The 24,639-nt window shown below is 62.9% G+C and carries 25 protein-coding genes; 8 read left to right on the forward strand and 17 right to left on the reverse strand.

Features of this window, described 5'->3' with window-relative positions; translation table 11 throughout:
- Positions 1 to 26 precede the first annotated feature (26 nt).
- Positions 27 to 659, forward strand: a complete 633-nt coding sequence (locus AC07R0_RS23220; protein ID WP_495098659.1) for a response regulator — start codon at positions 27 to 29, stop codon at positions 657 to 659.
- 15 nt (positions 660 to 674) lie between these two features.
- Here the strand turns inward: AC07R0_RS23220 and AC07R0_RS23225 are convergent, their stop codons facing one another.
- On the reverse strand, positions 675 to 1,076 hold the full coding sequence (locus AC07R0_RS23225; RefSeq protein ID WP_495098660.1) for a response regulator transcription factor: 402 nt from the start codon (positions 1,074 to 1,076) through the stop codon (positions 675 to 677).
- A 327-nt stretch (positions 1,077 to 1,403) separates the two neighbouring features.
- Here AC07R0_RS23225 and AC07R0_RS23230 point away from each other — a divergent pair, with 327 nt between their 5' ends.
- Positions 1,404 to 2,207, forward strand: a complete 804-nt coding sequence (locus AC07R0_RS23230; RefSeq protein ID WP_495098661.1) for a beta/gamma crystallin-related protein — start codon at positions 1,404 to 1,406, stop codon at positions 2,205 to 2,207.
- Here the strand turns inward: AC07R0_RS23230 and nudK are convergent.
- On the reverse strand, positions 2,204 to 2,818 hold the full coding sequence (gene nudK, locus AC07R0_RS23235) for a GDP-mannose pyrophosphatase NudK (RefSeq protein WP_495106645.1): 615 nt from the start codon (positions 2,816 to 2,818) through the stop codon (positions 2,204 to 2,206). The two genes, AC07R0_RS23230 and nudK, sit on opposite strands and share 4 nt — an antisense overlap.
- A gap of 87 nt (positions 2,819 to 2,905) precedes the next feature.
- Here nudK and AC07R0_RS23240 point away from each other — a divergent pair, with 87 nt between their 5' ends.
- Positions 2,906 to 3,664, forward strand: coding sequence for a DeoR/GlpR family DNA-binding transcription regulator (locus AC07R0_RS23240; RefSeq protein WP_495106646.1), 759 nt, complete (start codon positions 2,906 to 2,908; stop codon positions 3,662 to 3,664).
- 108 nt (positions 3,665 to 3,772) lie between these two features.
- On the opposite strand, the gene AC07R0_RS23245 is transcribed toward AC07R0_RS23240, so the two are convergent.
- A complete protein-coding gene (locus tag AC07R0_RS23245) occupies positions 3,773 to 4,366 on the reverse strand; it encodes a hypothetical protein (protein ID WP_495106647.1) in 594 nt (197 codons plus the stop codon).
- Positions 4,367 to 4,639: 273 nt separating this feature from the next.
- Here AC07R0_RS23245 and AC07R0_RS23250 point away from each other — a divergent pair, with 273 nt between their 5' ends.
- The gene (locus tag AC07R0_RS23250) at positions 4,640 to 5,191 is read left to right on the forward strand and encodes a hypothetical protein (RefSeq protein WP_495098665.1); all 552 of its coding nucleotides are present in this window, start codon (positions 4,640 to 4,642) and stop codon (positions 5,189 to 5,191) included.
- An 85-nt stretch (positions 5,192 to 5,276) separates the two neighbouring features.
- Here AC07R0_RS23250 and otnI read toward each other — a convergent pair whose 3' ends face one another.
- The 11 genes from otnI to purT form a co-directional block, all read right to left on the reverse strand.
- Positions 5,277 to 6,074 (reverse strand): 2-oxo-tetronate isomerase, encoded by a 798-nt coding sequence (otnI, locus tag AC07R0_RS23255; protein WP_495106648.1) that lies wholly within the window; start codon positions 6,072 to 6,074, stop codon positions 5,277 to 5,279.
- 27 nt (positions 6,075 to 6,101) lie between these two features.
- Entirely contained in the window at positions 6,102 to 6,758 is a 657-nt protein-coding gene (locus AC07R0_RS23260; RefSeq protein ID WP_495106649.1) for a class II aldolase/adducin family protein, read from the reverse strand.
- Positions 6,751 to 8,016 carry a 3-oxo-tetronate kinase gene (otnK, locus tag AC07R0_RS23265; RefSeq protein ID WP_495106650.1) on the reverse strand — a complete coding sequence of 422 codons (1,266 nt, stop codon included), beginning with the start codon at positions 8,014 to 8,016 and terminating at the stop codon, positions 6,751 to 6,753. Before otnK ends, AC07R0_RS23260 begins: the two co-directional genes overlap by 8 nt.
- Positions 8,013 to 9,035, reverse strand: coding sequence for a D-erythronate dehydrogenase (gene denD, locus AC07R0_RS23270; protein WP_495106651.1), 1,023 nt, complete (start codon positions 9,033 to 9,035; stop codon positions 8,013 to 8,015). The genes otnK and denD overlap by 4 nt, the downstream gene beginning before the upstream one ends.
- Positions 9,032 to 9,922: an L-threonate dehydrogenase gene (gene ltnD, locus AC07R0_RS23275; RefSeq protein WP_495106652.1), complete on the reverse strand. Its 891-nt coding sequence runs from the start codon at positions 9,920 to 9,922 to the stop codon at positions 9,032 to 9,034. Before ltnD ends, denD begins: the two co-directional genes overlap by 4 nt.
- A 27-nt stretch (positions 9,923 to 9,949) precedes the next feature.
- Positions 9,950 to 11,254 (reverse strand): MFS transporter, encoded by a 1,305-nt coding sequence (locus tag AC07R0_RS23280; protein WP_495106653.1) that lies wholly within the window; start codon positions 11,252 to 11,254, stop codon positions 9,950 to 9,952.
- A 922-nt stretch (positions 11,255 to 12,176) separates the two neighbouring features.
- Positions 12,177 to 12,674: a hypothetical protein gene (locus tag AC07R0_RS23285; protein WP_495106654.1), complete on the reverse strand. Its 498-nt coding sequence runs from the start codon at positions 12,672 to 12,674 to the stop codon at positions 12,177 to 12,179.
- Positions 12,671 to 13,813, reverse strand: a complete 1,143-nt coding sequence (locus AC07R0_RS23290; protein WP_495106655.1) for an AAA family ATPase — start codon at positions 13,811 to 13,813, stop codon at positions 12,671 to 12,673. The genes AC07R0_RS23285 and AC07R0_RS23290 overlap by 4 nt, the downstream gene beginning before the upstream one ends.
- A 617-nt stretch (positions 13,814 to 14,430) precedes the next feature.
- Positions 14,431 to 15,258: a FadR/GntR family transcriptional regulator gene (locus AC07R0_RS23295; RefSeq protein ID WP_495106656.1), complete on the reverse strand. Its 828-nt coding sequence runs from the start codon at positions 15,256 to 15,258 to the stop codon at positions 14,431 to 14,433.
- A gap of 90 nt (positions 15,259 to 15,348) precedes the next feature.
- A complete protein-coding gene (locus tag AC07R0_RS23300) occupies positions 15,349 to 16,440 on the reverse strand; it encodes a mechanosensitive ion channel family protein (protein ID WP_495106657.1) in 1,092 nt (363 codons plus the stop codon).
- Positions 16,437 to 17,639 carry a formate-dependent phosphoribosylglycinamide formyltransferase gene (gene purT / locus AC07R0_RS23305; RefSeq protein WP_495076894.1) on the reverse strand — a complete coding sequence of 401 codons (1,203 nt, stop codon included), beginning with the start codon at positions 17,637 to 17,639 and terminating at the stop codon, positions 16,437 to 16,439. Before purT ends, AC07R0_RS23300 begins: the two co-directional genes overlap by 4 nt.
- A gap of 149 nt (positions 17,640 to 17,788) precedes the next feature.
- Here purT and AC07R0_RS23310 point away from each other — a divergent pair, with 149 nt between their 5' ends.
- On the forward strand, positions 17,789 to 18,895 hold the full coding sequence (locus tag AC07R0_RS23310; RefSeq protein WP_495106658.1) for an ABC transporter substrate-binding protein: 1,107 nt from the start codon (positions 17,789 to 17,791) through the stop codon (positions 18,893 to 18,895).
- A 9-nt stretch (positions 18,896 to 18,904) separates the two neighbouring features.
- Here AC07R0_RS23310 and AC07R0_RS23315 read toward each other — a convergent pair whose 3' ends face one another.
- The 3 genes from AC07R0_RS23315 to AC07R0_RS23325 all read right to left on the reverse strand — a co-directional run bounded on the left by AC07R0_RS23315 (position 18,905) and on the right by AC07R0_RS23325 (position 22,596).
- The gene (locus tag AC07R0_RS23315) at positions 18,905 to 19,495 is read right to left on the reverse strand and encodes a malonic semialdehyde reductase (protein ID WP_495076892.1); all 591 of its coding nucleotides are present in this window, start codon (positions 19,493 to 19,495) and stop codon (positions 18,905 to 18,907) included.
- A 116-nt stretch (positions 19,496 to 19,611) separates the two neighbouring features.
- Positions 19,612 to 20,961 carry an MATE family efflux transporter gene (locus tag AC07R0_RS23320; RefSeq protein WP_495106659.1) on the reverse strand — a complete coding sequence of 450 codons (1,350 nt, stop codon included), beginning with the start codon at positions 20,959 to 20,961 and terminating at the stop codon, positions 19,612 to 19,614.
- Between the two features lie 87 nt (positions 20,962 to 21,048).
- A complete protein-coding gene (locus AC07R0_RS23325) occupies positions 21,049 to 22,596 on the reverse strand; it encodes a GMC family oxidoreductase (protein WP_495106660.1) in 1,548 nt (515 codons plus the stop codon).
- A 113-nt stretch (positions 22,597 to 22,709) separates the two neighbouring features.
- Here AC07R0_RS23325 and AC07R0_RS23330 point away from each other — a divergent pair, with 113 nt between their 5' ends.
- Genes AC07R0_RS23330 through AC07R0_RS23340 form a run of 3 tightly spaced genes read left to right on the forward strand, consistent with a single transcriptional unit; the run spans position 22,710 to position 24,624 of the window.
- Complete coding sequence (locus tag AC07R0_RS23330) at positions 22,710 to 23,570, forward strand: 3-hydroxybutyryl-CoA dehydrogenase (protein ID WP_495076889.1); 861 nt, start codon at positions 22,710 to 22,712, stop codon at positions 23,568 to 23,570.
- An 8-nt stretch (positions 23,571 to 23,578) separates the two neighbouring features.
- Positions 23,579 to 24,100 (forward strand): GNAT family N-acetyltransferase, encoded by a 522-nt coding sequence (locus AC07R0_RS23335; protein WP_495106661.1) that lies wholly within the window; start codon positions 23,579 to 23,581, stop codon positions 24,098 to 24,100.
- Between the two features lie 56 nt (positions 24,101 to 24,156).
- Positions 24,157 to 24,624, forward strand: coding sequence for a MarR family winged helix-turn-helix transcriptional regulator (locus AC07R0_RS23340; RefSeq protein WP_495098679.1), 468 nt, complete (start codon positions 24,157 to 24,159; stop codon positions 24,622 to 24,624).
- The last annotated feature ends 15 nt before the right edge of the window (positions 24,625 to 24,639 follow it).

A 24,639-nucleotide genomic window follows, 5' to 3' on the forward strand; every position in this document is an offset into this window, starting at 1 on the left:
TGCAGCAGAAAGTACTGCCCCATACCATGATCCGAATTGCTATTGTTGATGACCACGCCATGGTGCGTGCTGGACTGCGCCAGTTTTTCGCGGACCAGATCGACTTCGCCGTTGTAGCTGAGGCGACCAATGGCCGCGAGGCGCTGGACATTGTTCGCAGGGGAGATGTCGATGTGATCGTGATGGATATTTCCATGCCCGACCACAGCGGTGTGGACGCCCTGGTCGCCATCAAGGCCCGCGAGCCGGATCTGCCGGTGCTCATACTCAGTGGTTTTGCCGAAGCGCATTACGCCACCACCCTGTTGCGCCAGGGCGCCAGCGGATACCTGAACAAGGACTGCGACCCCGAAGAGATCGTGAAGGCCATACGCACCGTGCACCGTGGCCGCAAGTACATTACCGCTGCCGTGGCCGAGCGCCTGGCCGACGGCCTGGGTGGCGACGCCGACAAGCCCTTGCATGAGCAATTGTCCGAGCGTGAGTTGCAGGTGTTTTTGCGCCTGGCCAAGGGTGAAACCATTGGTAATATGGCTGTCAGCATGTCACTCAGCGTGAAGACTGTCAGCACCTACCGTACCCGGGTGATGGAAAAGATGCAGCTGGAGTCGAACAGCGACCTGACCTATTACGCTCTAAAGAACGGCCTGATCCAGTAAGCCGCTTGCGCGGGTTCATGCCAGCACGCCAGGGACAGTGCCACCACTGGCTAGGTGGTCGCAGTAGGTGATCAGCGCGTCAATATCGTTGGATTTGTCAAACACCCGGTCGGCACCCAGGTCCAGGCATTTGCGCCGCATGTCCTGCGTGGCGTAGTTGCTCAGTACTACCAGCTTGTGGTGTAGCCTGGGTGTATGCAAGGCTCGCAACACTCCCAGGCCTGAGCCTGATTTCAGAAAAATATCCACGATCACCAGGTCGACCTCGTGGCTGGCATCGCTCAGCCACTGTACCGCCGTGCTTTCGTCTTCTGCCGTGCCTATGACCTGCACGGGGACGAGCTCCTCCAGCGTGGCGATCAGGCTTTCCCGTATGACAGGGCTGTCTTCGACGATATAGGTTTTGAGCGGTGGCATGGCGATGGCATTACTTTCTTTGGCTCCAGAATCTGCGCCGTGGCTCTGTAAGAGCGCATAGGTGGCGAAGTGGTGTCCACAGCTCACAGTCGATGGTATGCAAAAAGTGTGGCTGAAGTATGCCTTTCGCCCAGTTGGTGCCACCATCGGGCATACGCGCAGCTACTTGTAAGACCTTTCCTACGCAGCGGTCAGAGCTGTTATCTGTTTGTAGGATTTCTACTACCTCCGGCCAAGCTGCCGTCTGCTGGTTCGGCCATCTGGATTGCAGGAAACTGGAGGAGTGGCGGATTCCCATCCGCACATCTTCCATCTAAAGAGGCAAGCATGCACACATTTTTCAAAACTGGTTTTACCCTGGCGACCCTGGTGGTGGCCGGCCATGTCGCCGCCCAGGTGACTTTTTACGAACACGAGGGCTTCCAGGGCCGGGCCTTTACCGTGGAACAGCCGGTGGACGACTTCCGCAGCCTGGGTTTCAATGACCGGGCCTCGTCGGTGGTGGTGCTGGGCGAGCGCCGCGAAGTGTGCGAGGACGCGGGTTATGGCGGCCGCTGCGTGGTCTTGTTGCCCGGCCAATACCCTTCGCTGGCGGCCATGGGTCTGAACGACCGCATCTCCTCCGAGCGGCCCCTGCGCGGCAATGAGCGCACCGGTGACTACCGTTATGCCCCCGTACCCCAGCCCGCTTACGACAACCGCCGCCGTGACAACGAGCGTCTGTTCCAGGTTCCTGTGACTTCGGTGCGCGCCATCATGGGCACCCCGCAGCAGCGCTGCTGGACCGAGCGCCAGCAGGTGGACCAGGGCGGCGGGGCGAATATCCCCGGCGCCTTGGTGGGCGCACTGATCGGCGGCGTGCTGGGCCACCAGGTGGGCGGCGGCCGGGGCAAGGACATTGCCACCGCCGGTGGCGCCGTGGCCGGTGCGGCGGTAGGGTATGGCGTGGGTGGCGGCTATGGCGCCCCGCAGACGCAAGATGTGCAGCGCTGCAGCAGCGTGCCGGCCTCGGCCCGCCCCGCCTACTGGGACGTGAGCTACAACTTCCGGGGCCAGGAGCACCGCGTGCAGATGACGACCCAGCCCGGCCCCACCATCACGGTGAACCGCCAGGGCGAGCCGCGCGCTTAAATCGGGCCATTCACCAAACCCTGCAGCTGCGCGTACTGCAGCAGCAGGATGGTCTTGCCGTCGCAGATACGGCCATCGGCCACCATCTGCACGGCCTCCGCCAGGGGCAGCTCCAGCACCTGGATGTCTTCGCCTTCGTGGTGTTCCCCTCCGCCGTCGGACACCTTGTCTGCCGCGCTGTATTCGCCGACGAAGAAAAACACCTTTTCCGTGACCGAGCCGGGGCTCATATAGGCTTCGAACACCTTGCGCACCTGCTGGATGCGGAAGCCGGTTTCCTCCTCCGTCTCGCGGCGTATGCAGGTGGCGGGGTCGTCCTGGTCCAGCAGGCCGGCGCAGGTCTCGATCAGCATGCCGTCGGCATTGCCATTCACATAGGTAGGGAAGCGGAACTGCCGCGTCAGCACCACCGTGCCCTGCGCCGGGTTGTACAGCAGGATGGTGGCGCCGTTGCCCCGGTCGTAGGTCTCGCGGCTCTGGCGTTGCCAGCTGCCGTCACGCCGGCGCAGCTCGAAGCTGGTTTTCTTCAGCACGTACCAGTCGTTGGACAGGACTTTTTCGTCGACGATACGTAGGTTTGGCAGGTTTGGCAGGTTTTCCAAGGCTTGCATGCGGGCTCCAGGGGATAGATTTGCCAGCAGTCTAGCAAATCGTGCAGAATCGTGCAAAACATGCAACTTCATGCAGATTGACCATCCATGCTGACCCAGCAACGCAAACAACTCATCCTGGACACCCTGCGCCGCGACGGCCGCATCGTCGCCGCCGACCTCAGCGCCAGCCTCGCCTTGTCGGAAGACACCATACGCCGCGATCTGCGGGCCCTGGCGGCCCAAGGCCTGCTGCAGCGCGTGCACGGCGGCGCCTTGCCGGCATCGCCCGCAGTGGGCAATTTCGCCGCGCGCAGCCAGCTGCAGATGCCGGGCAAGCAGGCCATCGCCAAGGCGGCGGCGGCCATGGTTCAGCCCGGCCAGGTGGTGTTCATCGACGGTGGCACTACCTGCCAACAACTGGCGCAGCGCCTGCCGCCCACGCTGCGGGCCACGGTGGTCACGCACAGCCCGACCATTGCCCTGGCCCTGGTGGAGCACCCGCTGGTGGACGTGCAACTGATTGGCGGCCACCTGTTCAAGCACTCGGTGGTGGCGGTGGGCGCGGCAGCCATCGAGGCGATCCGCCAGGTGCGCGCCGACCTGTATTTCATGGGCGTGACCGGCATCAGCGCCACGGCCGGCCTGAGCACCGGCGACATGGAAGAAGCCCATGTGAAGCGCGCACTGATGGCCCAGGCGGCCGAGACCTGGGTGCTGGCCTCGGCCGAGAAGCTGCACGCGGCCTCTCCGTATGTGATTGCCGCCTGCAGCGAAGCCACCGGCCTGGTGGTCGAGCCCCAGACCAGTGACCAGCAGGTGGCAGCGTTGACCGCGCTGGGCCTGGCCCTGGTGCGCGGCAGGTGACAGGGGTGCCGCTCCTGTCTTGTGCCTGGCTACATTTTTACAAGCATTTAAGGCCTGTGGCGCAGACAATATCTGCACAGGCAGCTATCAAATGAATAGCGATATGGTCTACGGTGCGGGTGGTGGTACGTCGCCCGACCGGGGGCTGCCGGGCCGGATTGCGCTTTGCATAGGCCAGGCGCTGGGCTCCAGCGACACCACCAGGCGCTTGCGGGCAATGGCCTGCTGCGCGGTACTCAGCTGGGCGTACAGCGGCTTGGCGGCGTCCAACACGTCTTCCCAGGCGGCGCTGCGGTTGTTGGCGCGGTCGATCTGCGCGCCAATGGTGGCGAGAGGGTTGGCCTCATTCAGCGGCGCGCGTGCCGCCCAGCTGTTCTCGTCCAGCATCAGGCGCTGCAAGGCCTGCGCGTAGCGCTCAAACAGCGGCAGCTGGGCCGGCACCAGCGCCAGCTCTTCCGGCAGGGTGCGCAGCCTTTCCTCGGCGTACAGCTTGATCAGCATGCTGCCTGCGGGCTCGGCCGCGCTGGCGGCGCATTTGCTGCTGTCCGGTTCGCGGCCCCCGGAGGGCCGGCCGCCGCCCATGCCGCCGGGGGCTTGCGCCCAGCTGCTTTGCACCGCCAGCAGGCCTAGCAAGGGCAGACTGAGCCAGGTGCGGCGCGGGCGCATGGAAGAGGGATGGGAGGCCGGGGCAAAGGGCTGCATCAATACGCTTTCAGGCTGTGGATTCAGCCGCCGATGCTAGGCCTGCAGCTCCGCGCTACGTATGTACCGCCAGTGAAAAACTGCAAAGGCCTATAAGCCCCATAGGCCGCTAGCGCAGATGTTATATGCGTGAGAAGCTATGAATAACGTAGCAAATGGAGCGCTAGGCAGTAGGACATCTACTACATGCATTCGACACCCAGTCCGCTGTATGCATGACCGGTAGGGAGTCACACTGACCGTAGCACTTTTGCCTGTTCACGGAGGACTTCCATGCATTCACTTTTCAATCTCAAAGCTTCACTCGCCGTTGCCGCTCTGCTGGCCTTGCCTCTGGCCCAGGCGGCGAACATCAGCAAGGACGAATACGCCAGCGGCAAGGCCCGCGTGGGCGCCGAGTACAAGACCGCCAAGGCCGCATGCGATTCGCTGGCGGGCAATGCCAAGGACATCTGCCAGGAAGAAGCCAAGGCCAAGTACAAGGTGGCCCTGGCGGATATGAAGTACAGCTACACCGGCAAGCTGTCTGACCGTACCAGCGCGCTGGAAACCAAGGCCGAAACCGACTATGCCGTCGCCAAGGAGAAGTGCGACGACAAGGCCGGCAACGACAAATCGGTCTGCGTGAAGGAAGCCAAGGCCATCGAAGTCAAGGCCAAGGCGGATGCGCGTACCAACGAGAAAGTCGGCGACGCCAAGGCCGATGCAACGGCTGAAAAGCACGATGCCGATTACGACGTCGCGGCACAGAAGTGCGACGTGCTGGCCGGCGATGCCAAGACCAGCTGCATCAGCGCCGCCAAGGCCAAGTTCGGCAAGAATTGATCGCCTGTAACGCTAGGGGCTTTTAGACCTCTGGCGCATATATAGTGTGCGCAGGATGCTATTGATGTAATAGCAGTTGGCGCATTTACTTGTGGCGCTGCAGCCAGCCCAGCCCGGCCGTTGTACCGCCCGGCACCGCCCCCCGCTGCGCCCGGTACTCGCAGCCCACATGGCCCGCATAACCCAGCTGGTCCAACAGGGCGAAAAGGTAGTCGTGGTTGATTTCGCCCACGTCCGGTTCATGCCGCTCAGGCACGCCGGCGATCTGGATGTGGCCGACCTGGCCGGTCGGTAGGTACTGGCGAAGCTTCATGGCCAGGTCGCCTTCCATGATCTGGCAGTGGTACAGGTCCATCTGCACCTTCAGGTTGGGCGCGCCCACGGCTGCCACGATGGCATGCGCCTGGGCCTGGTGGTTCAGGTAAAAGCCCGGCATGTCGCGGGTGTTGATGGGCTCGATCAGCACGTCCAGCCCGGCCGTAGCGGCCTGCGCTGCGGCCCAGGCTAGGTTGGCCTGGTACACCTCGCGCAGGCTGTCACGCGTGTGGCCCTCGGGCAGCAGGCCTGCCATCACGTGGATGCGCGGGCAGGCCAGCGTCTGGGCGTAGTCCATTGCCTGTGCAAAGCCCTGGCGGAATTCTGCTTCCCGGCCCGGCAGGCAGGCAATGCCGCGCTCGCCCGCGTCCCAGTCGCCCGGCGGGGCGTTGAACAGCACCTGTTGCAAGCCGTGCTGTTGGAGCTGTGCAGCGATATCGCTGGCCGTGAAGGCGTAGGGGAACAGGTATTCCACGGCTTTGAAGCCGTCCGCAGCGGCGGCGCCGAAGCGGTCCAGAAAACCGTGCTCCTGGTAGAGCATGGTGAGGTTGGCGGCAAATTGGGGCATTGGGTTTCTTTCAAATATCTACGCGAACTACCAGGCGGCGCCAAACTGCTCGCGCAGCGCCTGGATCTGGTCTTCGTCTAGGGGGCGGGCCCGGCTCATGTGCCACAGGCGCGCGGTTTCTTCCAGCTCTTCCAGCACAGCGCTGGCTTCGGCCGGGCTGCTGTGCCACACATTCGGGCCCAGGCGGTCCAGCATCACCGCGCGCAGCGGCGTGCCGCGCTGTTGCATGGCGGCAATGCGCTGGGCTACCAGCGCGCCTACGGCCGGGTCGCCGGGCCGGTGGTAGGGGATCAGCGGCACATGGCCGACCTTCATCACGTAGTACGGGGTGATGGGCGGCAGGATGTCGTCCGGCTGCCACACGCCGGTCAGCGTCAGCGCCACCAGGTGTGTGCTGTGGGTGTGGATCACGCAGCGCGCCTGCGGCTCGGCGGCGTAGATGGCGCGGTGCAACACCAGGGTCTTGGACGCGCGGGCGCCGCTGCGCTGTACACCGTCCGGGTCCACCCTGGCCAGCGTGGCCGGGTCCAGCTGGCCCAGGCAGGCGTCGGTCGGCGTGATCAGGTAGCCTGCATCGTCGGGCAGGCGCACGCTGATGTTGCCTGCACTGGCATGCACATAGCCGCGCGCATACAGCGAGGCGCCGACGCGGCATATCTCTTCGCGCAGCTGCAGTTCATTCATGGAGTTGCTCAAAAGCTTGGGTGAAAAAGTCCGGGCTACCAAAGTTACCCGACTTCAGCGCCAGATGCAGTACATGCACACCACTTTGCGCCGATGTCCAGGGCACACCGGGGGCGATTTGCGGGCCGATGGCCATCTGCGTGACGCCTAGGGCCTGCACCACGGCACCCGAGGTTTCGCCGCCGGCCACCACCAGCTGGCGCACGCCGGCATCGACCAGGCCGCGCGCAATGGCGGCCAGGGCGTGTTCCACCAGCGTACCGGCTGCCGCCACGCCCAGCTGGGCCTGCACGGCTTTCACGGCGTCGGGTTCGGCCGTGGCGTAGACCAGTACCGGGCCGTCGGCTAGCAAGGGCTTGGCCCATGCCAGTGCCTGCGCCACCACATCGTCGCCGCGCGCCAGGGCCAGCGGATCGATGGCGAAACTGGGCCGGCCGCCCTGTTGAAAGCGCAGCACCTGGCCATTGGTGGCCACCGAGCAACTGCCGGAGACGATGGCGCGCAGGCCGGTGGCCGGCGGCAGACCATCGGCGGCGGCATTGGTGATCTGCCAGTTCTGCGGCAGGCCAATCGCGATGCCCGAGCCGGCGGTGACCAGCGGCATGCCCGCCAGCGCCGGGCCGATGTGCTGCAGGTCGGCGTTGGAGATGGCGTCCAGCACGGCGATTTGCACACCCTCGGCTTGCAGTGCGGCAAAGCGGGCTCGGATCGCATCCGGCCCCTGCGCCACCACGTCATAGGCCACCAGGCCGACTTTGCGCTGGGTTTGCTGCTGCAGCACCTGCGCCAGGTTGGCGTTGGTCATTGGCGTCAGCGGGTGGTTGCGCATGCCGCTGTCCGACAGCAGCTGGTCGCCCACGAACAGATGGCCCTTGAAGATGGTGCGCTGGTTCTCCGGGAAGGCCGGGCAGGCGATGGTGAAGCGGCTGTCCAGTGCGTCCAACAGGGCGTCCGTCACCGGGCCAATATTGCCCTCGGCGGTGGAGTCAAAGGTCGAGCAGTATTTGAAGTAGATTTGTTGCACGCCCTGGGCCTGCAGCCAGCGCAGGGCTTCCAGCGACTGGGCGACGGCATCGGCCGGCGCGATGGTGCGCGACTTCAGCGCCACCACGATGGCATCGGCCTGCACCGGCGCTGCGCCAGCCGGCGGCACGCCAATGGTTTGCACCGTGCGCATGCCGTTGCGCACCAGGTTGTTGGCCAGGTCGGTGGCGCCGGTGAAGTCGTCGGCGATGCAACCGAGCAGTGGGCGGGTCATGCGTGTTTCTCCAGAAGCGGGAGCCGTACGGCACCCGGATTTTCCTGCACATATTCGCGCAGTATGTCGTTGAAGCTGGCGTCGGCCAGCAGGCCCAGCGCAGTGGCGCGGGCGCTGTGCACGCGGCTGGGCCAGGCGGTCACGATGGCGGCAATGCGCGCATCGGGCTCCCAGTCCAGCAGGGCCGTGGCGGCGGGGCCGGCCATGTCTTCCAGCGCCTGCGCCATAGCGCCCACGGTGGTGGTCAGTGCAGGCAGGTTTACGGCGGTGCGTGCGCCCCATGCGACGGCGCTGGCCTGGGCGGCGCGCAGCAGGCCCTGCACGGTGCGGCCCGGCGATGCCAGGGCCACCGGTGTATCGGCGGCCACTGGCACGCGGGCGCGCTGGCCGGCCAGCGGTTCGCGCAGCATGCCGCTCAGGAAGCTGGAGGCCGCCGCATTCGGCTGGCCGGGGCGCACGGCCACGGTCATCAGCCGCACATTGCGGCCCTGCACCAGGCCGCGCCGGCTGAAGTCGGCCACCAGTTGCTCGCCGATGAATTTCTGGATGCCGTAGCTGTTCTGCGGCGTAGGCAGGGTGTGGTCCTCCACCACGGCAGGCAGGGGCTGCTCGACCGTGCTGCCGAACACCGCCACCGAGCTGGAGAACACGAACACCGGGGCCGTGCCCAGCTGTCGGCAGGCCTGCAGCAGGGCCAGCGTGGTGTCCACATTGCTGTGCAGGCCCAGGTCCAGATCGGCCTCGCATTCACCGCTGACGGCGGCGGCCAGGTGGTAGACCAGGGCTGTGTCTGCGGTCAGCACTTGCCCGCTGGCCAGCTGCGCCTGCAGGTCGCCACTGACAAAGCGCACGCGCGGGTCGGCGGCCAGGTCCGCCGGCGGCGGCATGCGGTCGGCCAGCACCAGCTGGGTGATGGGGCGGTGCAGGGCACCAGCCAGCGCGAAGTTGTCATGTGCCAGCAACGCCCGCGCCAGGCGCGCACCCACGAAGCCGCAGCCACCGGTGATGAGAATCTTCATGGCGCTTCGGGCAGGGTGATGCCCGGGAAGATTTTGATCACCGCCGAATCATCCTCGCGCCCATGGCCGGCGGTGGAGGCCTGCATGAACATCTGGTGCGCCGTAGCCGACAAGGGCAGCGGGAATTTGCTGGCCCGCGCCGTGTCCAGCACCAGGCCCAGGTCTTTCACAAAAATATCTACGGCCGACAGCGGCGTGTAGTCGCCCTTGAGTACATGGGCCATGCGGTTTTCAAACATCCAGCTATTGCCCGCGCTGTGGGTGATCACCTCGTACAGCGCATCGGCCGCCACGCCTTCGCGCAGGCCCAGGGCCATGGCTTCGGCGGCGGCGGCAATGTGCACGCCGGCCAGCAGCTGGTTGATGATCTTCACCTTGCTGCCGGGGCCGGCGGCATCGCCCAGCTTGTAGACCTTGGCCGCCATCGCGTCCAGCGCGCCGCCCACTTTGTCGTAGGCCGCAGCGCTGCCGGAGGTCATCATGGTCATGTCGCCGGTTGCCGCCTTGGCCGCGCCGCCGGAGATGGGCGCGTCCAGGTACAGCAGGCCCATGGCGTTCAGGCGTTTTTCCAGCGAGATGGACCAGTTCGGGTCCACGGTGGAGCACATCACAAACGCGCTGCCGGGGCGCATGGCGGCTGCCGCGCCGTTTTCGCCAAACAGCACGCCCTCGGTCTGCGCGGCGTTGACCACCACGCTGACCACGACCTCGCAGTGCGCAGCGACTTCGGCCGGGTTGGCACAGGCCACGCCACCCTCGGCGGCAAAGGCCTGCGCCGCCTTCACCCGCACGTCGCAGACGTGCACCTTATAGCCCGCGCGGCGCAGCGAGCTGGCCATGCCGCGCCCCATGGCGCCCAGGCCAATAACGCCAATATTTTGTTGCATGATTTCTCCAGAGGGATGTGAAAAGACTTATCGATTAACCAGATGGGCCGGCGTACGCCACACGGCGATGGCGCCCACTACCATCATGCCGGCCAGCACATACATGCCGATCTGGGTGCTGTGGGTCAGGTCCTTCAGGTAGCCGATCAGGTAGGGGCTGACGAAGCCCGCCAGGTTGCCCACCGAGTTGATCACCGCAATGCCTGCCGCCGCGCCGGTGCCCGACAAAAACGCCGTGGGCAGCGACCAGAACAACGGTGCGCAGGTCAGCGTGCCGGCCGCTGCCAGCGACAGGAAGGCGATCGCCACCACGGTGTTCTGCGTGTACGAGGCAGCCACTGTGAAGCCGATGGCGCCCATCAGGGCCGGAATAATCAAGTGCCAGCGGCGTTCACGCTTGGCGTCGGCGCTGCGGCCAAACAGGTTCATGGCGATGATGGCGCAGATGAAGGGAATGGCGCTGAGCAGGCCAATATTCAGGTTGCCGGTAATGCCGGTGGACTTGACCAGGGTGGGCAGCCAGAAGGTCAGCGCGTACTGGCCCATTACGAACGAAAAGTAGATCAGGCACATCCACCACACGCGGCTGTCTTTGAACACGGCCGACACCGAGTGCGGGCCTTGCAGCGTGTGCTTGGCGTCGGCGGCGATTTCGCTGGACAGAAAACGCTTTTCCTCGTCGTTCAACCATTTGGCTTTGCTGATACTGTTGTCCAGCACCAGGATCACGGCCACACCCACCAGCAGGGCGGGCAGGGCTTCGATGATGAACATCCATTGCCAGCCGTTCATGCCGTACACATCGTGGAAGCTGTCCATGATCCAGCCCGACAACGGGTTGCCGAAGATGCCGGCCACGGGAATGGCCGACATGAACACCGCCACGATCTTGCCGCGCCGGTGCGCCGGGAACCAGTAGGTCAGGTACAGGATGACGCCGGGGTAGAAGCCGGCTTCGGCCAGGCCCAGCAGAAAGCGCATCACATAGAACTGCGTGGGCGTCTTCACAAAAATGAAGGCCGCCGACATCAGGCCCCAGGTGATCATGATGCGGGCAATCCAGATGCGCGCGCCGATCTTGTGCATCAGCAGGTTGCTGGGTAGCTCGAACAAAAAGTAGCCAATGAAGAACACGCCCGCGCCCAGGCCAAACACGGTTTCGCTGAAGCCCAGGTCCTGCCCCATCTGCAGCTTGGCAAAGCCCACGTTCACCCGGTCCAGGTAGGCCACCACGTAGCACAGCATCAAAAAGGGCACGATGCGCCAAAACACTTTGCGATAGACGCGTGTTTCGACGTCCTCGGGGACGGCGGATAGGGTGGCGGAAGTCATGGAACGGTCTCCTGGTTGTAGAAAGCCAGTGGGCAAATTATATTTGTCTACTGATCATGTTGTCATACAACTTTAGGCGACGGGAGGTTTTTAGGGTATTGGGGGTTTCCCGGGGCTGGGGTGTTAATTAGGCGCTGAAGCTGCGGTTGGGTGCTGGGACCCTGGTTAAACAGAGGGGCTGTTTGACGTTGGAGTTAGAGCGCAAGCTGCTCACGAATTCTCCTCAGCATTCCAAGTCGTCCTCGTTCGGTGCAATCATCCTTGACCTGGGTAAGGATTCCTTCAGCTTCTGCCGCTCGGGCCACGTTGCAGAGGACTAGGGTTAGATTTCTCACGTCACGCACGTAGACCTCAATGGGTATGACGATGCTGGTTGCATAGCCACCAAAACCGCAGTGACTGCGTATCTTGTGAATTTGATGAAATGCCTAAAAGGTGAATCTTAAAAACTTGATGAGGTATTGCACAGAGGTGACTAAGAAATACAGCAAGATCAACGGAAGTAAGAGCGCCGCGACAACCCTTAGTGCATTTGCGAATCCAGCACTGCTCATCTCCTCCACTTGATCAAATAGCCAAGCCAGACGAGTTCCAAAGCTCTTGAAGCGCCAGACTCCAATGAGAACGATAAGCAAAACCAGAAGGCTAAAAACAAGGTCCATGAGCTAACCGCCGATGTTTAAATTTGAGGTCTACGTAATGTAGACCTCAAAATCTGCCGGATAAAAAAGTCGCTGCGATCTATATCGGTCATCAAAATTTCCTAAAAGTGCTTGCAGGCTGATTTTCCGAGTTTTATATAGATATAAAAGTTTTTGCTTTCATATTTACGAAGCTAACGGGCAAGCACCATTAAGACTGCATGTGTGACTACGGAGGAGCTCTAACTACACAGAATTGCTATCGCAACATACATAGCTATTTATCCACCCTTGCTTTTGTAAAAGCAATGCTTTTCATCTAGAAACACCACATAGAAAGTATTGCAGTCGAACAAATGGGGGCCGTTGTTATGCGCCTTTCCAGCATAAGTAGGAGGTATCACAAACCCACATAGGCGCCCCTCCCAGCCGAGACGAAACCTTCCCCAAATCGCCTGATGAGGGACATGCTTAGGAGGTGAAAAGTCTGAATTCGACGGAAATTTCCCGTATAACGAAAGGACTCTCCCGTTTTTTTTCCCAATAGGTACTGTCTCCCAATGATTTAATGGCTCCCGACAATATTCTTTCAGTTTATTTAAGAAATCGGCCAATTTCTCCTTAGTCCAATCTTTGAAATCCTGACTGCCATTTTGGACGTCAAAGTAGGAGAAGTTAAATTTACAACGCCTTGCCAAGGTGTCATTAGGCAAATCAATACTAGCAATTGAAATGCCAGCGAGGAATTTATCTTTTCCGGCATTTTTATAGCCACTCACAGTTTAGGTACTCCACCGATACGCCCCTCGTTGTATGCCGTAATAATGGAGCGATCATTTCTCAAAATATCGCCTGGAACCTCATCCAGTCGATATGCATAGCTTGCGTTATCCTCTTTATTCACTAGGTAAGTTCTATATCTACCACACAAATCAAGCACGTCAGAGTTATGTGTGGTAATCAATAGCTGCGCGCCATTTGGATTTGAACTCGGATCTACAAATAAATCAATCAGCTTGGGTAGTATGTGAGGATGAAGATATAAGTCAAATTCATCCAAAATTAATATCCCACCCATTGCCAACGTGAGAGCGTATCCCGACAAGTATCGAAACAACTGCTTTGTTCCACTGGACTCAGTAGAAGGGTATACAGCAGATTTCACTCCGCCTACGTCATGATAGAAAATTGGGAAGTAACGCTTTTTCCCATCATCCCTCTCTTCGTTTGATATTTTTATATCACTAATTCCAATGTCACAATGTTTTATAAATTCTATTGCAAATTGAAATATCGTTGGGTTGTCAACAAAAAATCTAGATGCACCATCAATGTCTACCATCCCCTTATCCGTCACGCCTGCACTTGTAACATTGAACCATATATTTTTAAATAGCAAGTATATGGAGTTTAATTCCTTTAAATCATGCTGATGTGCCGTAGATATGATTGAGGCATTATTACGAAGCTTCACTGATTTTAAAGCTTCTAGTTTTTTTACAGCATAAACAATTGAGTCTGCCGATCTTTCAAAAAGTTTTGTTCTTCTTTTTTTTGTTTGATACAAAACCTCAGTTACAACTCTCTTTTCCGAAACCTCAAGCTCGTAGAAATAATTAACACCGTTATCTGTAAATTCCGCATAAAAAGAGCACGGATCATCACTGTGATAGAAAGGTGCTACTGGAATTCCCACTTCTGGATCAGCGGAAAACGAACGATGAGCAAAATTGGCTATAAATGCAAGCCCTTTAAGTAAATGTGTTTTGCCACTCCCGTTTGCACCTTTTACGCACATAACAGTGGAAAAATCTCTACCTTTCGAGATCGCCTCGGGGACATTAGCGTCCAGCACAAACGAAATATTTACACCTTCTTTAAATGAAAGAAAATTTTTAAATCCATACCTAAGTAACATAGTTTTCCTATCGGGAACTTTCGTCGAAATTGACGGAAGTGTAGCGCAAGAAATTCATGAGCCGCACTCGGTGGCATATCGCCCCTTGCAGTGGGATGGTTGTCAAGAATTTCCTGTGAATTGCTCACAAATACTGTCCCAGAAGACGGTGTAAGCCAGTGCTCTTTTGACCTGCATGTTCATCAAGATGGCTACGAGTAACCTTATAGAGCACGCCGAATTCGTGTGCTACCTGGGTCTTCTTGCGACCGACCACAGCAATTAAGTGCAACAAGTCGGCTTTTTGATTCAATGTGCCCGGTCTGTACACATCCGAAGAAAAGAAGAAGTACTTCGCCCGCTGGGCGCACATCCCGGCCAGGGATGCTGGCAGCACCCAGCAAATCCAAAGGTTCAAACCAAATCACCCGTTAGCGCACGAATTACCTGCGCAACCAGCTGTCAATTTGAGAGTGAACGTCTATCCGGCCCTGGGGTCGGAGCCGAAATGCGGGTGAGCATAGTGGGCTCCTATGGGCAGGCAGAGCGCAATTCGGATCTGACCCCATGACCTCGCGCCGTGTGCGTCTGATAGCTGGCCAGCGCAACAGGCTGACAACCTTTTTGCCGCGTGCGCTTCAGGCGGACGTTCCGCGCTTGCGTGGAGCCGCCGCCAGGGGCGCGCCCAGCTCGCCCAGCAGGCGGTCGGCCAGGTCTTTGCCTTGGGCGGTCCAGAACACGGGGTCGGCGCTGCCTATGCGCCGGGCGGCGTTGACCATGTGGGTGGCACCGGCCAGGCGGGCGGCGCTGGGGTCGCCGGCTTCTATGGCCTGCACGATCAGCGCGTGCTCGTCACGCACCTGCTGGGCGAAGTCGGCGCGGGTGGCTTCGTTGGCTCGGGTGACGCGCGTGGCGTCCAGCAGGAACTGGTTCAGGTAGGCCAGCGTGGCCAGCAGGAAGGGGTTGCGCGCGGCGGTGGCGATGGCGGTGTGGAAGGCCACGTCTTCGGCCACGCCGTCGCCGCCGCTGGCCACGGCGCGCTGCAGCGTCTGGATGGTGGCTTTGATCTGCTTGATGTCCTGCGGCGTGCGGCGGGCCGCAGCCAGCGCGGCGGATTCGGCCTCCAGCGCACGGCGCACCTCGACCATCTGGATCACCGCGTCTACCGAGCCGTCCGTGGCCAGCACCAGCGGTGTTTGGGTACTGGCCTCGCGGCGCATCACGAACGCGCCCGAGCCCTGGCGTGATTCGATCAGACCTTGCATCTTCAGCCGTGACAGGGCCTCACGCACCACGGTGCGGCTGACGCCGAAGCGTTCGGCCAGCTTCCCTTCGGTCGGCAGGCGTTGGCCCACGGGCAGCTGGCCTTCACGGATGCTGACGGCCAGTGCGTCGGCCAGCTGTTCGGACAGGCGGGCGCCTACGCGCAGGGCAGGCATCTGGTCTAGGGGAAAGGGGCTGTCCATGGGGTGGTCTGGGATAACGGCGGGTGCGCCATCAATATAAACGTTTCTGGCCGCTGGCGCAGATTCTGTGTGCGCCAGTAGCTATTTATTTCATAGCATGGATGTGGGTGCCATCCGATTGTCTTCCACCGCCATGCGGTTGCGGGGCAGGTACTGTGGGTAGTCGCGTTGCAGGTAGGCTACCAGGCCTTCGCGCAGGTCGCAGCGCACGCGCCACAGCAGGTCTGCGTTGGCGGCGGTGACTTCCATGCGGATCTGCACGCCGTTGGCGGCGGTGTCGGTCACGTCCAGCTTGCAGTGGCGGCCGTCCCAGGCGGGTGACGCCTGGCAGATGCGCTGGGCTTCGTGGCGCAGCGGCTCCATGGGCATGCCATAGTCCACCCACAGAAATACCGTGCCGATCAACTCCGGGTTGCGGCGCGACCAGTTCTGGAACGGGTTTTCAATGAACCATTGCAGCGGGATGATGAGGCGGCGCTGGTCCCAGATCTTCAGCACCACGTAAGTGCCGGTGATCTCCTCCACCCGGCCCCACTCGCCCTGCACGATCAGCACGTCGTCTATGCGCAGCGGCTGGCCTAGCGCGATCTGCAGGCCGGCCAGCAAATTGCCCAGCACCGGCCGCGCCGCGATACCCACCACCAGGCCGACCACGCCGGCCGAGGCCAACAGGCTGGCGCCGAACTGGCGGGCACCGGGAAAGGTCATCAGGATCGAGGCCAGCCCGGTGACCAGAATGCCGAACACCAGGGTGTTGGCCAGCACCCGGGCCTGGGTGTGCACGCGCCGGGCGTTGATGTTGTCTTCCACCTGCAGCGGGTGCAGGGCGATCAGGCCCTTGGTGGTGCCGCGCACTACGCGCAGGCCCAGCCAGGTCAGGCAGGCCAGCAGCAGCAAGACGTTGGCGTGGCGCACGCCGGCGATCAGCGGGAACTCGGGCGGCGCCACCTGCCACACCGCCTGCAGGGCCAGCAGCGGCAGCACGAAACGGGTAGGCGCAAGGCACTCTGCCGCAATCGTGGACGCCATGGGCATGCTGCGCGTGAGCCGTCGCACCAGGGCTGCGCCGATGATGTGGACCACCAAAGCCAGCACCAGGGCTACTCCCGCCGCCAACAAAATGCGTAACGCCGAGTCGTCGGCCCAGGCGATGAGGTGGTTCACCGTGTGGGCGGCGTTCAAGCCGTGCGCGGCTTGACCAATGCAGCGGCCTGTTTGGCGCGGCTGCGGGCTTGTTCCACATCGGCATCAAACACCAGGGCCACGCCCATGCGGCGCTTCACAAAGCTCTCGGGCTTGCCGAACAGGCGGATGTCGGTGTTGGGGATGCGCAGCGCCTCGGCCACGCCGTCGAAGACGACGTTCTTCGCATCGACCCCGCCATAGATCACGGCGCTGGCGCCCGGGCTCTTCAGTGCGGTGTTCACCGGCAGGCCCAGGATGGCGCGGGCGTGCAGCTCGAACTCGTTTTGCCACTGGGTGCACAGCGTGACCATGCCGGTGTCGTGCGGGCGCGGGCTGACCTCGCTGAACCAGACTTCATTGCCCTTGACGAACAGCTCCACGCCGAACAGGCCCTGGCCACCCAGGTTGTCGGTCACGGCCTTGGCGATCTGGCGCGAGCGTTGGATGGCCGGCAGCGGCATGGGGTGGGGTTGCCAGCTTTCCACGTAGTCGCCGCTGACCTGGACGTGGCCAATCGGGTCGCAGAAATGCGTCTCCACCTTGCCATCGGCGCCCAGGGCGCGCACGGTGAGCTGGGTGATCTCGTAGTCGAAGTCGATGAAGCCTTCGACGATGACGCGGCCGTGGCTGACGCGGCCACCGGCCATGGCGTAGTCCCAGGCGGACTTCACATCGGCGGGGCCGTTGATCTTGCTCTGGCCCTTGCCCGAGCTGCTCATCACCGGCTTGACGATGCAGGGGTAGCCGATCTTGCTATCGATGGCGGCCTGCAGCTCGTCCAGCGAGTCGCAGAACACGTAGGGGCTGGTGGGCAGACCCAGGGTTTCGGCGGCCAGGCGGCGGATGCCTTCGCGGTCCATGGTCAAACGCGCGGCGCGGGCGGTGGGGATCACGCGCACGCCGCCAGCGGCTTCCAGCTCTTCCAGCGCCAGGGTGGCGATGGCTTCGATCTCGGGCACCACCAGGTGTGGGCGCTCGGCTTCGATCAGTGCCTTCAGCTGGGCCGGGTCGCTCATGGTGATGGTGCGCGCGTGGTGGGCCACCTGCTGGCCGGGCGCATTCTCGTAGCGGTCCACCGCAATGGTTTCCACGCCCAGGCGCTGCAGGGCAATCAGCACCTCCTTGCCAAGCTCGCCGGAGCCGAGCAGCATGACTTTGGTGGCAGACGGGGACAGAGGGGTACCGAAGGTGGTCATGGGGAAATCCGTACAGAGAAAAAGGGCAGGGCGCGGGCGCGCGGATGGCCGGAAGGGAGGAATTTACCGCATATATGCCCCGGTCTGGGCTTTCCTGCGCGGCCGGCTTGTGGCCCAATCGCGGTCCCAGCCTTACCTCCGTACTATCCATGAAGACTCGCTACTCTCTTGGCCTTGCCGTGTTGTTTGCCTGTAGCGGCATGGCCGCCCAGGCGCAGATATGGATAGGCCAGACCGCCGGCTTCTCCGGTGCCGTGGCCGCGGGGGTGAAGGAAACCACCGACGGCGCCAAGCTGTATTTCGACCGCGTCAACGCCAAGGGCGGCGTGGCCGGCCAGAAGATCGAGCTGATCTCCATGGACGACAAGTTCGACACCCAGCAGGCGGTGGAAAACGCCCGCGTGCTGATCGAGGAAAAGAACGTGGTGGCCCTGTTCCTGACCCGTGGCACGCCGCACACCGAGGCTGTCATCCCGCTGCTGGACAAATACCGCGTGCCCCTGGTGGGGCCGTCCACCGGCGCCATGGTGCTGCACCAGCCGGTGCGCAAATACGTGTTCAATGTGCGGGCCACCTACCAGCGCGAGGCCGAGAAGGCGATTGCTCAGCAGGTCAGCAGCGGCTTTACCAAGATTGCCCTGGTCTATACCGACGACAGCTTTGGCCTGGACGGCCTGGCCGGTGCGCAAAAAGGCCTGCAGACCGCCAAGCTGGCGCCCAGCGGCGAATACAAGTTTGACCGCAGCAAGCCTGACTTCTCCAAGATCGCGCCAGCCGTGGCGCAGTCGGGCGCGCAAACCGTGTTGCTGGTGGCCTCGGGCGGCGCGGCGGCGGAGGCCATCCAGGCGCTGAAGGCGGCCGGCAGCAATGCGCAGTTTGTGACCCTGTCGAACAACGCCTCGGCCGGTTTCATTGCCAGCCTGGGAGCGAATGCGCGCGGCGTCATCGTCAGCCAGGTGTTTCCGCAGTCGCTGTCCTACGGCCTGGTGAAGGAATGCGCCGAGCTGTCCCGCGCCAAAGGCCTGGGCGACCCCAGCCCGGCCATGCTGGAAGGTTTTGCTGCCGCCAAGGTGCTGGTCGAGGGCCTGAACCGCAGCGGCGGCAAGCCCACGCGTGAGCGCCTGCAGGCCGCGCTGGAGGGCCTGAGCAAGTTCGACCTGGGTGGCCTGGAGCTGGGCTACAGCCCCACCGACCACACCGGCCTGGACTTTGCCGACCTGGCCATCGTCGGCCTGGACGGAAAGTTCAAGCGCTAGGTACGTTGCTTAAACGATGCTGCAGGCCGTGTCGAACGACAGGCGGGGGCCGCGCGGGTAGGGTGTACCCACTTCGCCGTAGCCCAGGTTGATCAGGAAGTTGGCCTTGAAGCGGCCGTCGAGGAAGAACTGCTCGTTCACCTTGCCGGCGTCAAAGCCGCTCATGGGGCCACAGTCAAGGCCCAGCTGGCGGGCCGCCACGATCAGGTAAGCGCCCTGCAGCGAGCTGTTGCGGAATGCCGTGGCTTCGGCCAGCGCGGCGTTGTTTTCGAACATGGGCTTGGCGTCCATGACTGGGAACTGCTCAGGCAGGTAGTCATAGAAGCGGCTGTCCATGGCCACGATCACGGTGACCGGAGCGGCCATGGTCTTGTCGGCATTGCCGGGGGCCAGAGCCAGCTTCAGCTTGGCCTTGGCTTCGGGGCTGCGCACGAACACCAGGCGCGCAGGCTGGCAGTTCATGGAGGTAGGGCCCCACTTGGCCAGTTCGTGCAGCTGGTGCAACAGGGCGTCGGTGACTGGCTGGTCGGTGAATTTGCTGAAGGTACGTGCGTGCAGAAAGGTTTGTTCCAACGCGGCGGTGGGCAGGGGTGTGGGCATGGTTTTCCTTTGGGTGGTGTGTTTGGTGCTGCTATAAATTAAGTAGCGACTAGCGCTGATTTTGTCTGCGCTAGCGCCCTATTTTCTCTAAATTTTGTAGTGCGTGCAGCGGACCGTTAGCGCCTCTTGACCCGGCGCTGCGAGCTGCGTGCATGCGGCAGCCAGCCGTGCCAGTGCCAGCGCGACCACATCAGCAGGCCGCGCACCCATTCGTCTGCCGCATAGGCAATGAAGATGCCCGGCAGGCCGAAGTTGCGACCCATGATGTACGAGCCCGCGCCCAGCACCAGGAAGAACGAGCCCAGGCTGGCCGCCACCGGGTAGATCACGTCGCCGGTGGCGCGCAGGGCGCCGGTGATGATCAGGTTGAAGGCCCGCCCGGTCTCCAGCGCCACGGCAATCCACAGCAGGGTATGTGCGGCCTGGATCACATGCGGGTCCTTGGTGAAGACGTGCATCAGCCAGGGCGAGGCCAGCGCCGCCAGCACCGCCATGCCGCCCGAGGCCATGATGCCGTTGCGCAGGCCCTTGCGCACCAGCATGTGTGCCTGCGTGAACTGGCCAGCCCCCACCAGGCGACCGACCATGATCTCGCAGGCCCAGCCGATCGCCAGGCTGATCAGCAGCACATAGCGCAGCAGCTGCAGGGTGTAGGCATGGGTGGCCAGGGCCGCCACGCCCAGGCGCGCCGCACTGGCCAGCGACACCATGAAGGCCACCCGGTAGCCCAGCTCGGCGCTGGCGCCCGGCACGCCGATGCGCAGCACCGGTGCCAGCACGCGCGGCTGTAGCACCCACCAGTGGCGGGCGCGGGGCACCAGGTCCATGCGCTTGCGCCACAGGATCAGGTGCAGCGCCAGGCCCAGAGCCCGGCTGATCAGCAGCGCCACCGCAAAGCCGTACAGGCCCAGGCCTTCCCAGGGTCCCACGCCCAACATCAGTGGCACGGCCAGCGCCAGGTGCGTGCTGTGCATCACCACCATCACTTTCAGCGAGTCGCGCACATGCAGGTGGGCGCGCAGGATGGAGGCCATGGTCAGGTTGTAACCGTCCAGTAGCGCGGCCGGCGCCAGCAGCTGCAGATAGGGGCTGACCAGGGGCAGGATTTCGTCGGGCGCGTTCAGCAGGTCCAGGATGGCATCGTTGCCCAGCACCAGAATGGCCACCACCAGCGCGCCGGCCCAGGTGCAGGCGCCCAGCCCGGCCAGCGCGGTGCGCCGTACCAGGTCCAGCTGCTTGCCGCCCAGCAGCTGGGTGATGACCACGCCCATGCCGATGGCCAGCACGCGAAACACCACATAGAGCGACTCCAGCACCTGGTTTGCCAGGCCCAGGCTGCCGGCCGCGCCGTCCGAGGTGTGCGAGGCCAGCCACAGGCCGGCGATGACCACGGTGTAACCCAGTAAAAACTCCCCGAAGATGGGGCCGGCAACGGCATTCAGCCGGGGGCGTTCTATGAAGTTCATGCAGTGCGGTGCGTGGCAGCGTTGGGCGGGCGGCGGTGCACCATTATTGGACCTTGGGGCCAGCGCGTCAGACTATTTTTTCAAAATTCATAGCACACCTGTATCGGCTTGCAACAGGCTGGCGGCCTTCTCGGCCAGCATGGCCACGGCCCCCTGCGTGGGGCCGCCCACGGTGCTGGGCATGACCGCTGCGTCCACCACCCGCAGGCCCTGCATTCCGTGTACCCGCAGCTGGGCGTCCACCACGTCCAGCGGGCCGCTGCCCATGCGACAGCTGCCTACCGGGTAGCCCGCGGCGGTGGCATGGTCGCGGATGAAATATTCGGTTTGCAGTTCACTCTGCTGTGCGGCCGAGCGGCGAGTTTCGCGCGCACCCAGGGCCGCCATGGCCGGCTGGGCGGCGATCTGGCGCAGCAGGCCCAGGCCGCGCTGCAGGCATTCCACGTCCTCGCGTTCGCCCAGCAGGTGCGGGTCCAGGCGTGGCGCCAGGAAGGGGTCTTTGCCCTCTAGCAGCACCGTGCCCCGGCTGCGCGGGCGCAGCACCGTGGCCTGCAGGGTGAAGCCCAGGCCGGGCAGGATCTGGCGGCCATGGTCCAGCAGCTTGGCGCAGCCCAGGCCCAGCTGCAGGTCGGGTATGGCTTCTTCGGGCCGGCTTTTCACGTAGCCGCCGGCCTCCAGAAAATTGCTGGTCAGTGGGCCGCTGCGGGCCTGGCGCCACTGCCAGGCGGCGCGCGCCAGGCGCAGCAGGCCGGTGGGGGAGAGGCCCAGCAGATCCTTGGCGCGGGGTGCGTCGAACACCAGGGCCACCGTGGCCTGGTCGTGCAGGTGCAGGCCCACGCCGGGCAGGGCGTGGCGGGTGGCGATGCCGTTCGCCACCAGATGCGCGTGCGGGCCTATGCCGGACAGCATCAGCAGCTGCGGCGAGTGGTAGGCCCCGGCGCACAGCACCACCTCGCCCTGTGTGTGCAACTGCTGCAGCAGGCCGTCCTGTGCAAACTCCACCCCGATGGCGCGCGCGCCGCGCAGCAGCACGCGGGTGCAGTGCGCGTGGGTGAACAGGTGCAGATTGGTGCGCTGCAGCTGTGGCAGCACATAGGCCGCTGCCGTGCTGCAGCGTTCACCCGCGCGGCGCAGCACCTGGTGCAGGCCTATGCCTTCGGGCTGTGGGTTGTTGAAATGCGGCAGGTGCGGCCAGCCGGCCTGGCCGGCGGCGTCCACAAAGGCCTGGCTGCAGGCCTGGGCGGGCGCGGCGTCGGCAATGCCCAGCGTGTCTTCCACGCGCTGGAAGAATGGCCGCACATCGGCAAAGCCCCAGCCCAGGTTGCCCTCTGCGGCCCAATGCTCGTAGTCGCTGGGATGGCCCCGGTTGTACAGCATGGCATTGCTGGCACTGGCGCCGCCCAGCATGGGGGCGTGCGGCAGGTAGGCCGCGCGGCCGTTCAGCCCCGCCTGGGGCGTGCTGTGCAGGCCGCTACGGCGTGCCAGCAGAGGAGCGGCGGCGGGGCAGCGCGACAGCAGGCTGGCATCCATGGGGCCGGCTTCTATCAGCGCCACGTTCACCCGCGGGTCTGCGCTCAGGCGGGCGGCCAGTACGCAGCCCGCAGTACCGGCGCCGATGATGATGTAGTCGAACATGGAGATGGCGCAGCTTCTGCTTATTCAGTGCTTCTATGATGGCGCATAACTTGGATCGTAAACACGTTCTTACCCCATCTGCTCTTCAATTACCTATCTGTCAGGAGTTTGCTATGACCAGCACTTTCAACATCAGCACGGTTGGCGTCGTCGGCGCCGGCACCATGGGCAACGGCATTGCGCAGACCTGCGCGGCGGCGGGGCTGAGCGTGGTGATGGTCGATATCTCCGACGAAGCCGTGGCCAAGGGCCTGGCCACCATCGCCGGCAGCCTGGACCGGCTGATCAAGAAGGAAAAGCTCACGCCCGCCGACAAGACCGCCATCCTGGCGCGCATCAAAGGTTCGACCCGCTATGAAGACTTCCAGTCCGCGCAGCTGGTGATCGAGGCCGCCACTGAGAACTACGCGCTCAAGGTCAAGATCGTGCAGCAACTGGACGCGCTGCTGCCGCCCGAGGTGCTGATTGCCTCCAACACCTCGTCCATCTCCATCACCAAACTGGCGGCGGTAACCAAGCGGCCAGACCGCTGCATCGGCATGCACTTCTTCAACCCGGTGCCGCTGATGGCCCTGGTGGAAATCATTCGCGGCCTGCAGACCAGCGATGCCACCCACGATGCGGTGCACGCCATGGCCATTGCCCTGGGCAAGACCCCTATCACCGTGAAGAACGGCCCCGGCTTCGTGGTGAACCGCATCCTCATGCCCATGGTGAACGAGGCCTTCTTCGTGCTGGCCGAGGGCGTGGCCACGCCAGAGGATATCGATGCCGGCATGACCCTGGGCTGCAACCAGCCCCTGGGCCCGCTGGCGCTGGCCGACATGATTGGCCTGGATGTGTGCCTGGCGGTGATGGAGGTGTTTCTCAACGAATTTGGCGACAGCAAATACCGCCCCAGCCCGCTGCTGAAAGAGATGGTGGCCGCTGGCCGGCTGGGCCGCAAGACCAAGCAGGGCGTCTACACCTACTGATGGCGGGCATGCTGGTATTGCCGGTATTACGTGACGCGCGGGTGGCGGACGCCACCCGGCTGTGTGCCGCCGAGCGCAGCACGGCCGCCGCGGCCGCCGGCCGGTTGATTGCCGAGCCCGAGGAGCTGCTGGTAGCCAGCTTCCAGAAGCGCATCGCCTTCATGGCTGAAGGCGCTGGAGGGCGTGGCAAATACCTGGTGGCCGAGGTAGACGGCCGCATGGTCGGCCACGCCAGCCTAATGCCCCTGCCACGCCGTAACATCGCCCATGTGGTCACGTTGGACATTTGCGTGCACCCCGGCCAGTCGCGTCGCGGCTATGGCCGGGCCTTGCTGACGGCGCTGGTGGACTGGGCGCGCCAGCGCCCCGAGGTGCGCAAGATCGAACTCTGGGTGCGCGCCAGCAACCACCCCGCTATCGCCTTGTACCAGGGCCTGGGCTTTGTGGAGGAGGGCAGGCTGCGCGAGCATGTAAGGGTGGCTGACGGCGTGTTTGTCGATGACGTGTGCTTTGGCTTGTCGGTGGCTTGAAACAAATTTTTGCAATTAAGTTGCGTGCAATTTAATTGCTCGCTATAATTCGACCCATGGCAAACGCAGTCTCCACCCCACTCCCGGCATCCGAGATGCTGCAGCTGGACAACCAGCTGTGTTTTGCGCTGTATTCCACCTCGCTGGCCATGACCAAGCTGTACAAGCCCCTGTTGGACAAGCTGGAGCTGACCTACCCCCAGTACCTGGTGATGCTGGTGCTGTGGCAAAACGACGGCCTGATGGTGTCCGCCCTGGGTGAGCGCCTGTTCCTGGACTCCGGCACGCTGACGCCGCTGCTCAAGCGCATGGAAACGGCCGGCTGGCTGACCCGCCAGCGCGACGCGCAGGATGAGCGTCGCGTCACCATACGCCTGACATCTGCGGGCCGTAGCCTGCAGGCCCAGGCCGAAAAAATACCCGGCTGCATCCTGGATGCCAGCCAGTGCGCCCTGCCCGAATTGATTTCACTCACGCAGCAAGTACAGGCCCTGCGCGAGCGACTTACCAGTTATCGCGCCTGACGAACCCGTTTTTTC

Source organism: Rhodoferax sp. GW821-FHT07F03 (assembly GCF_059418745.1).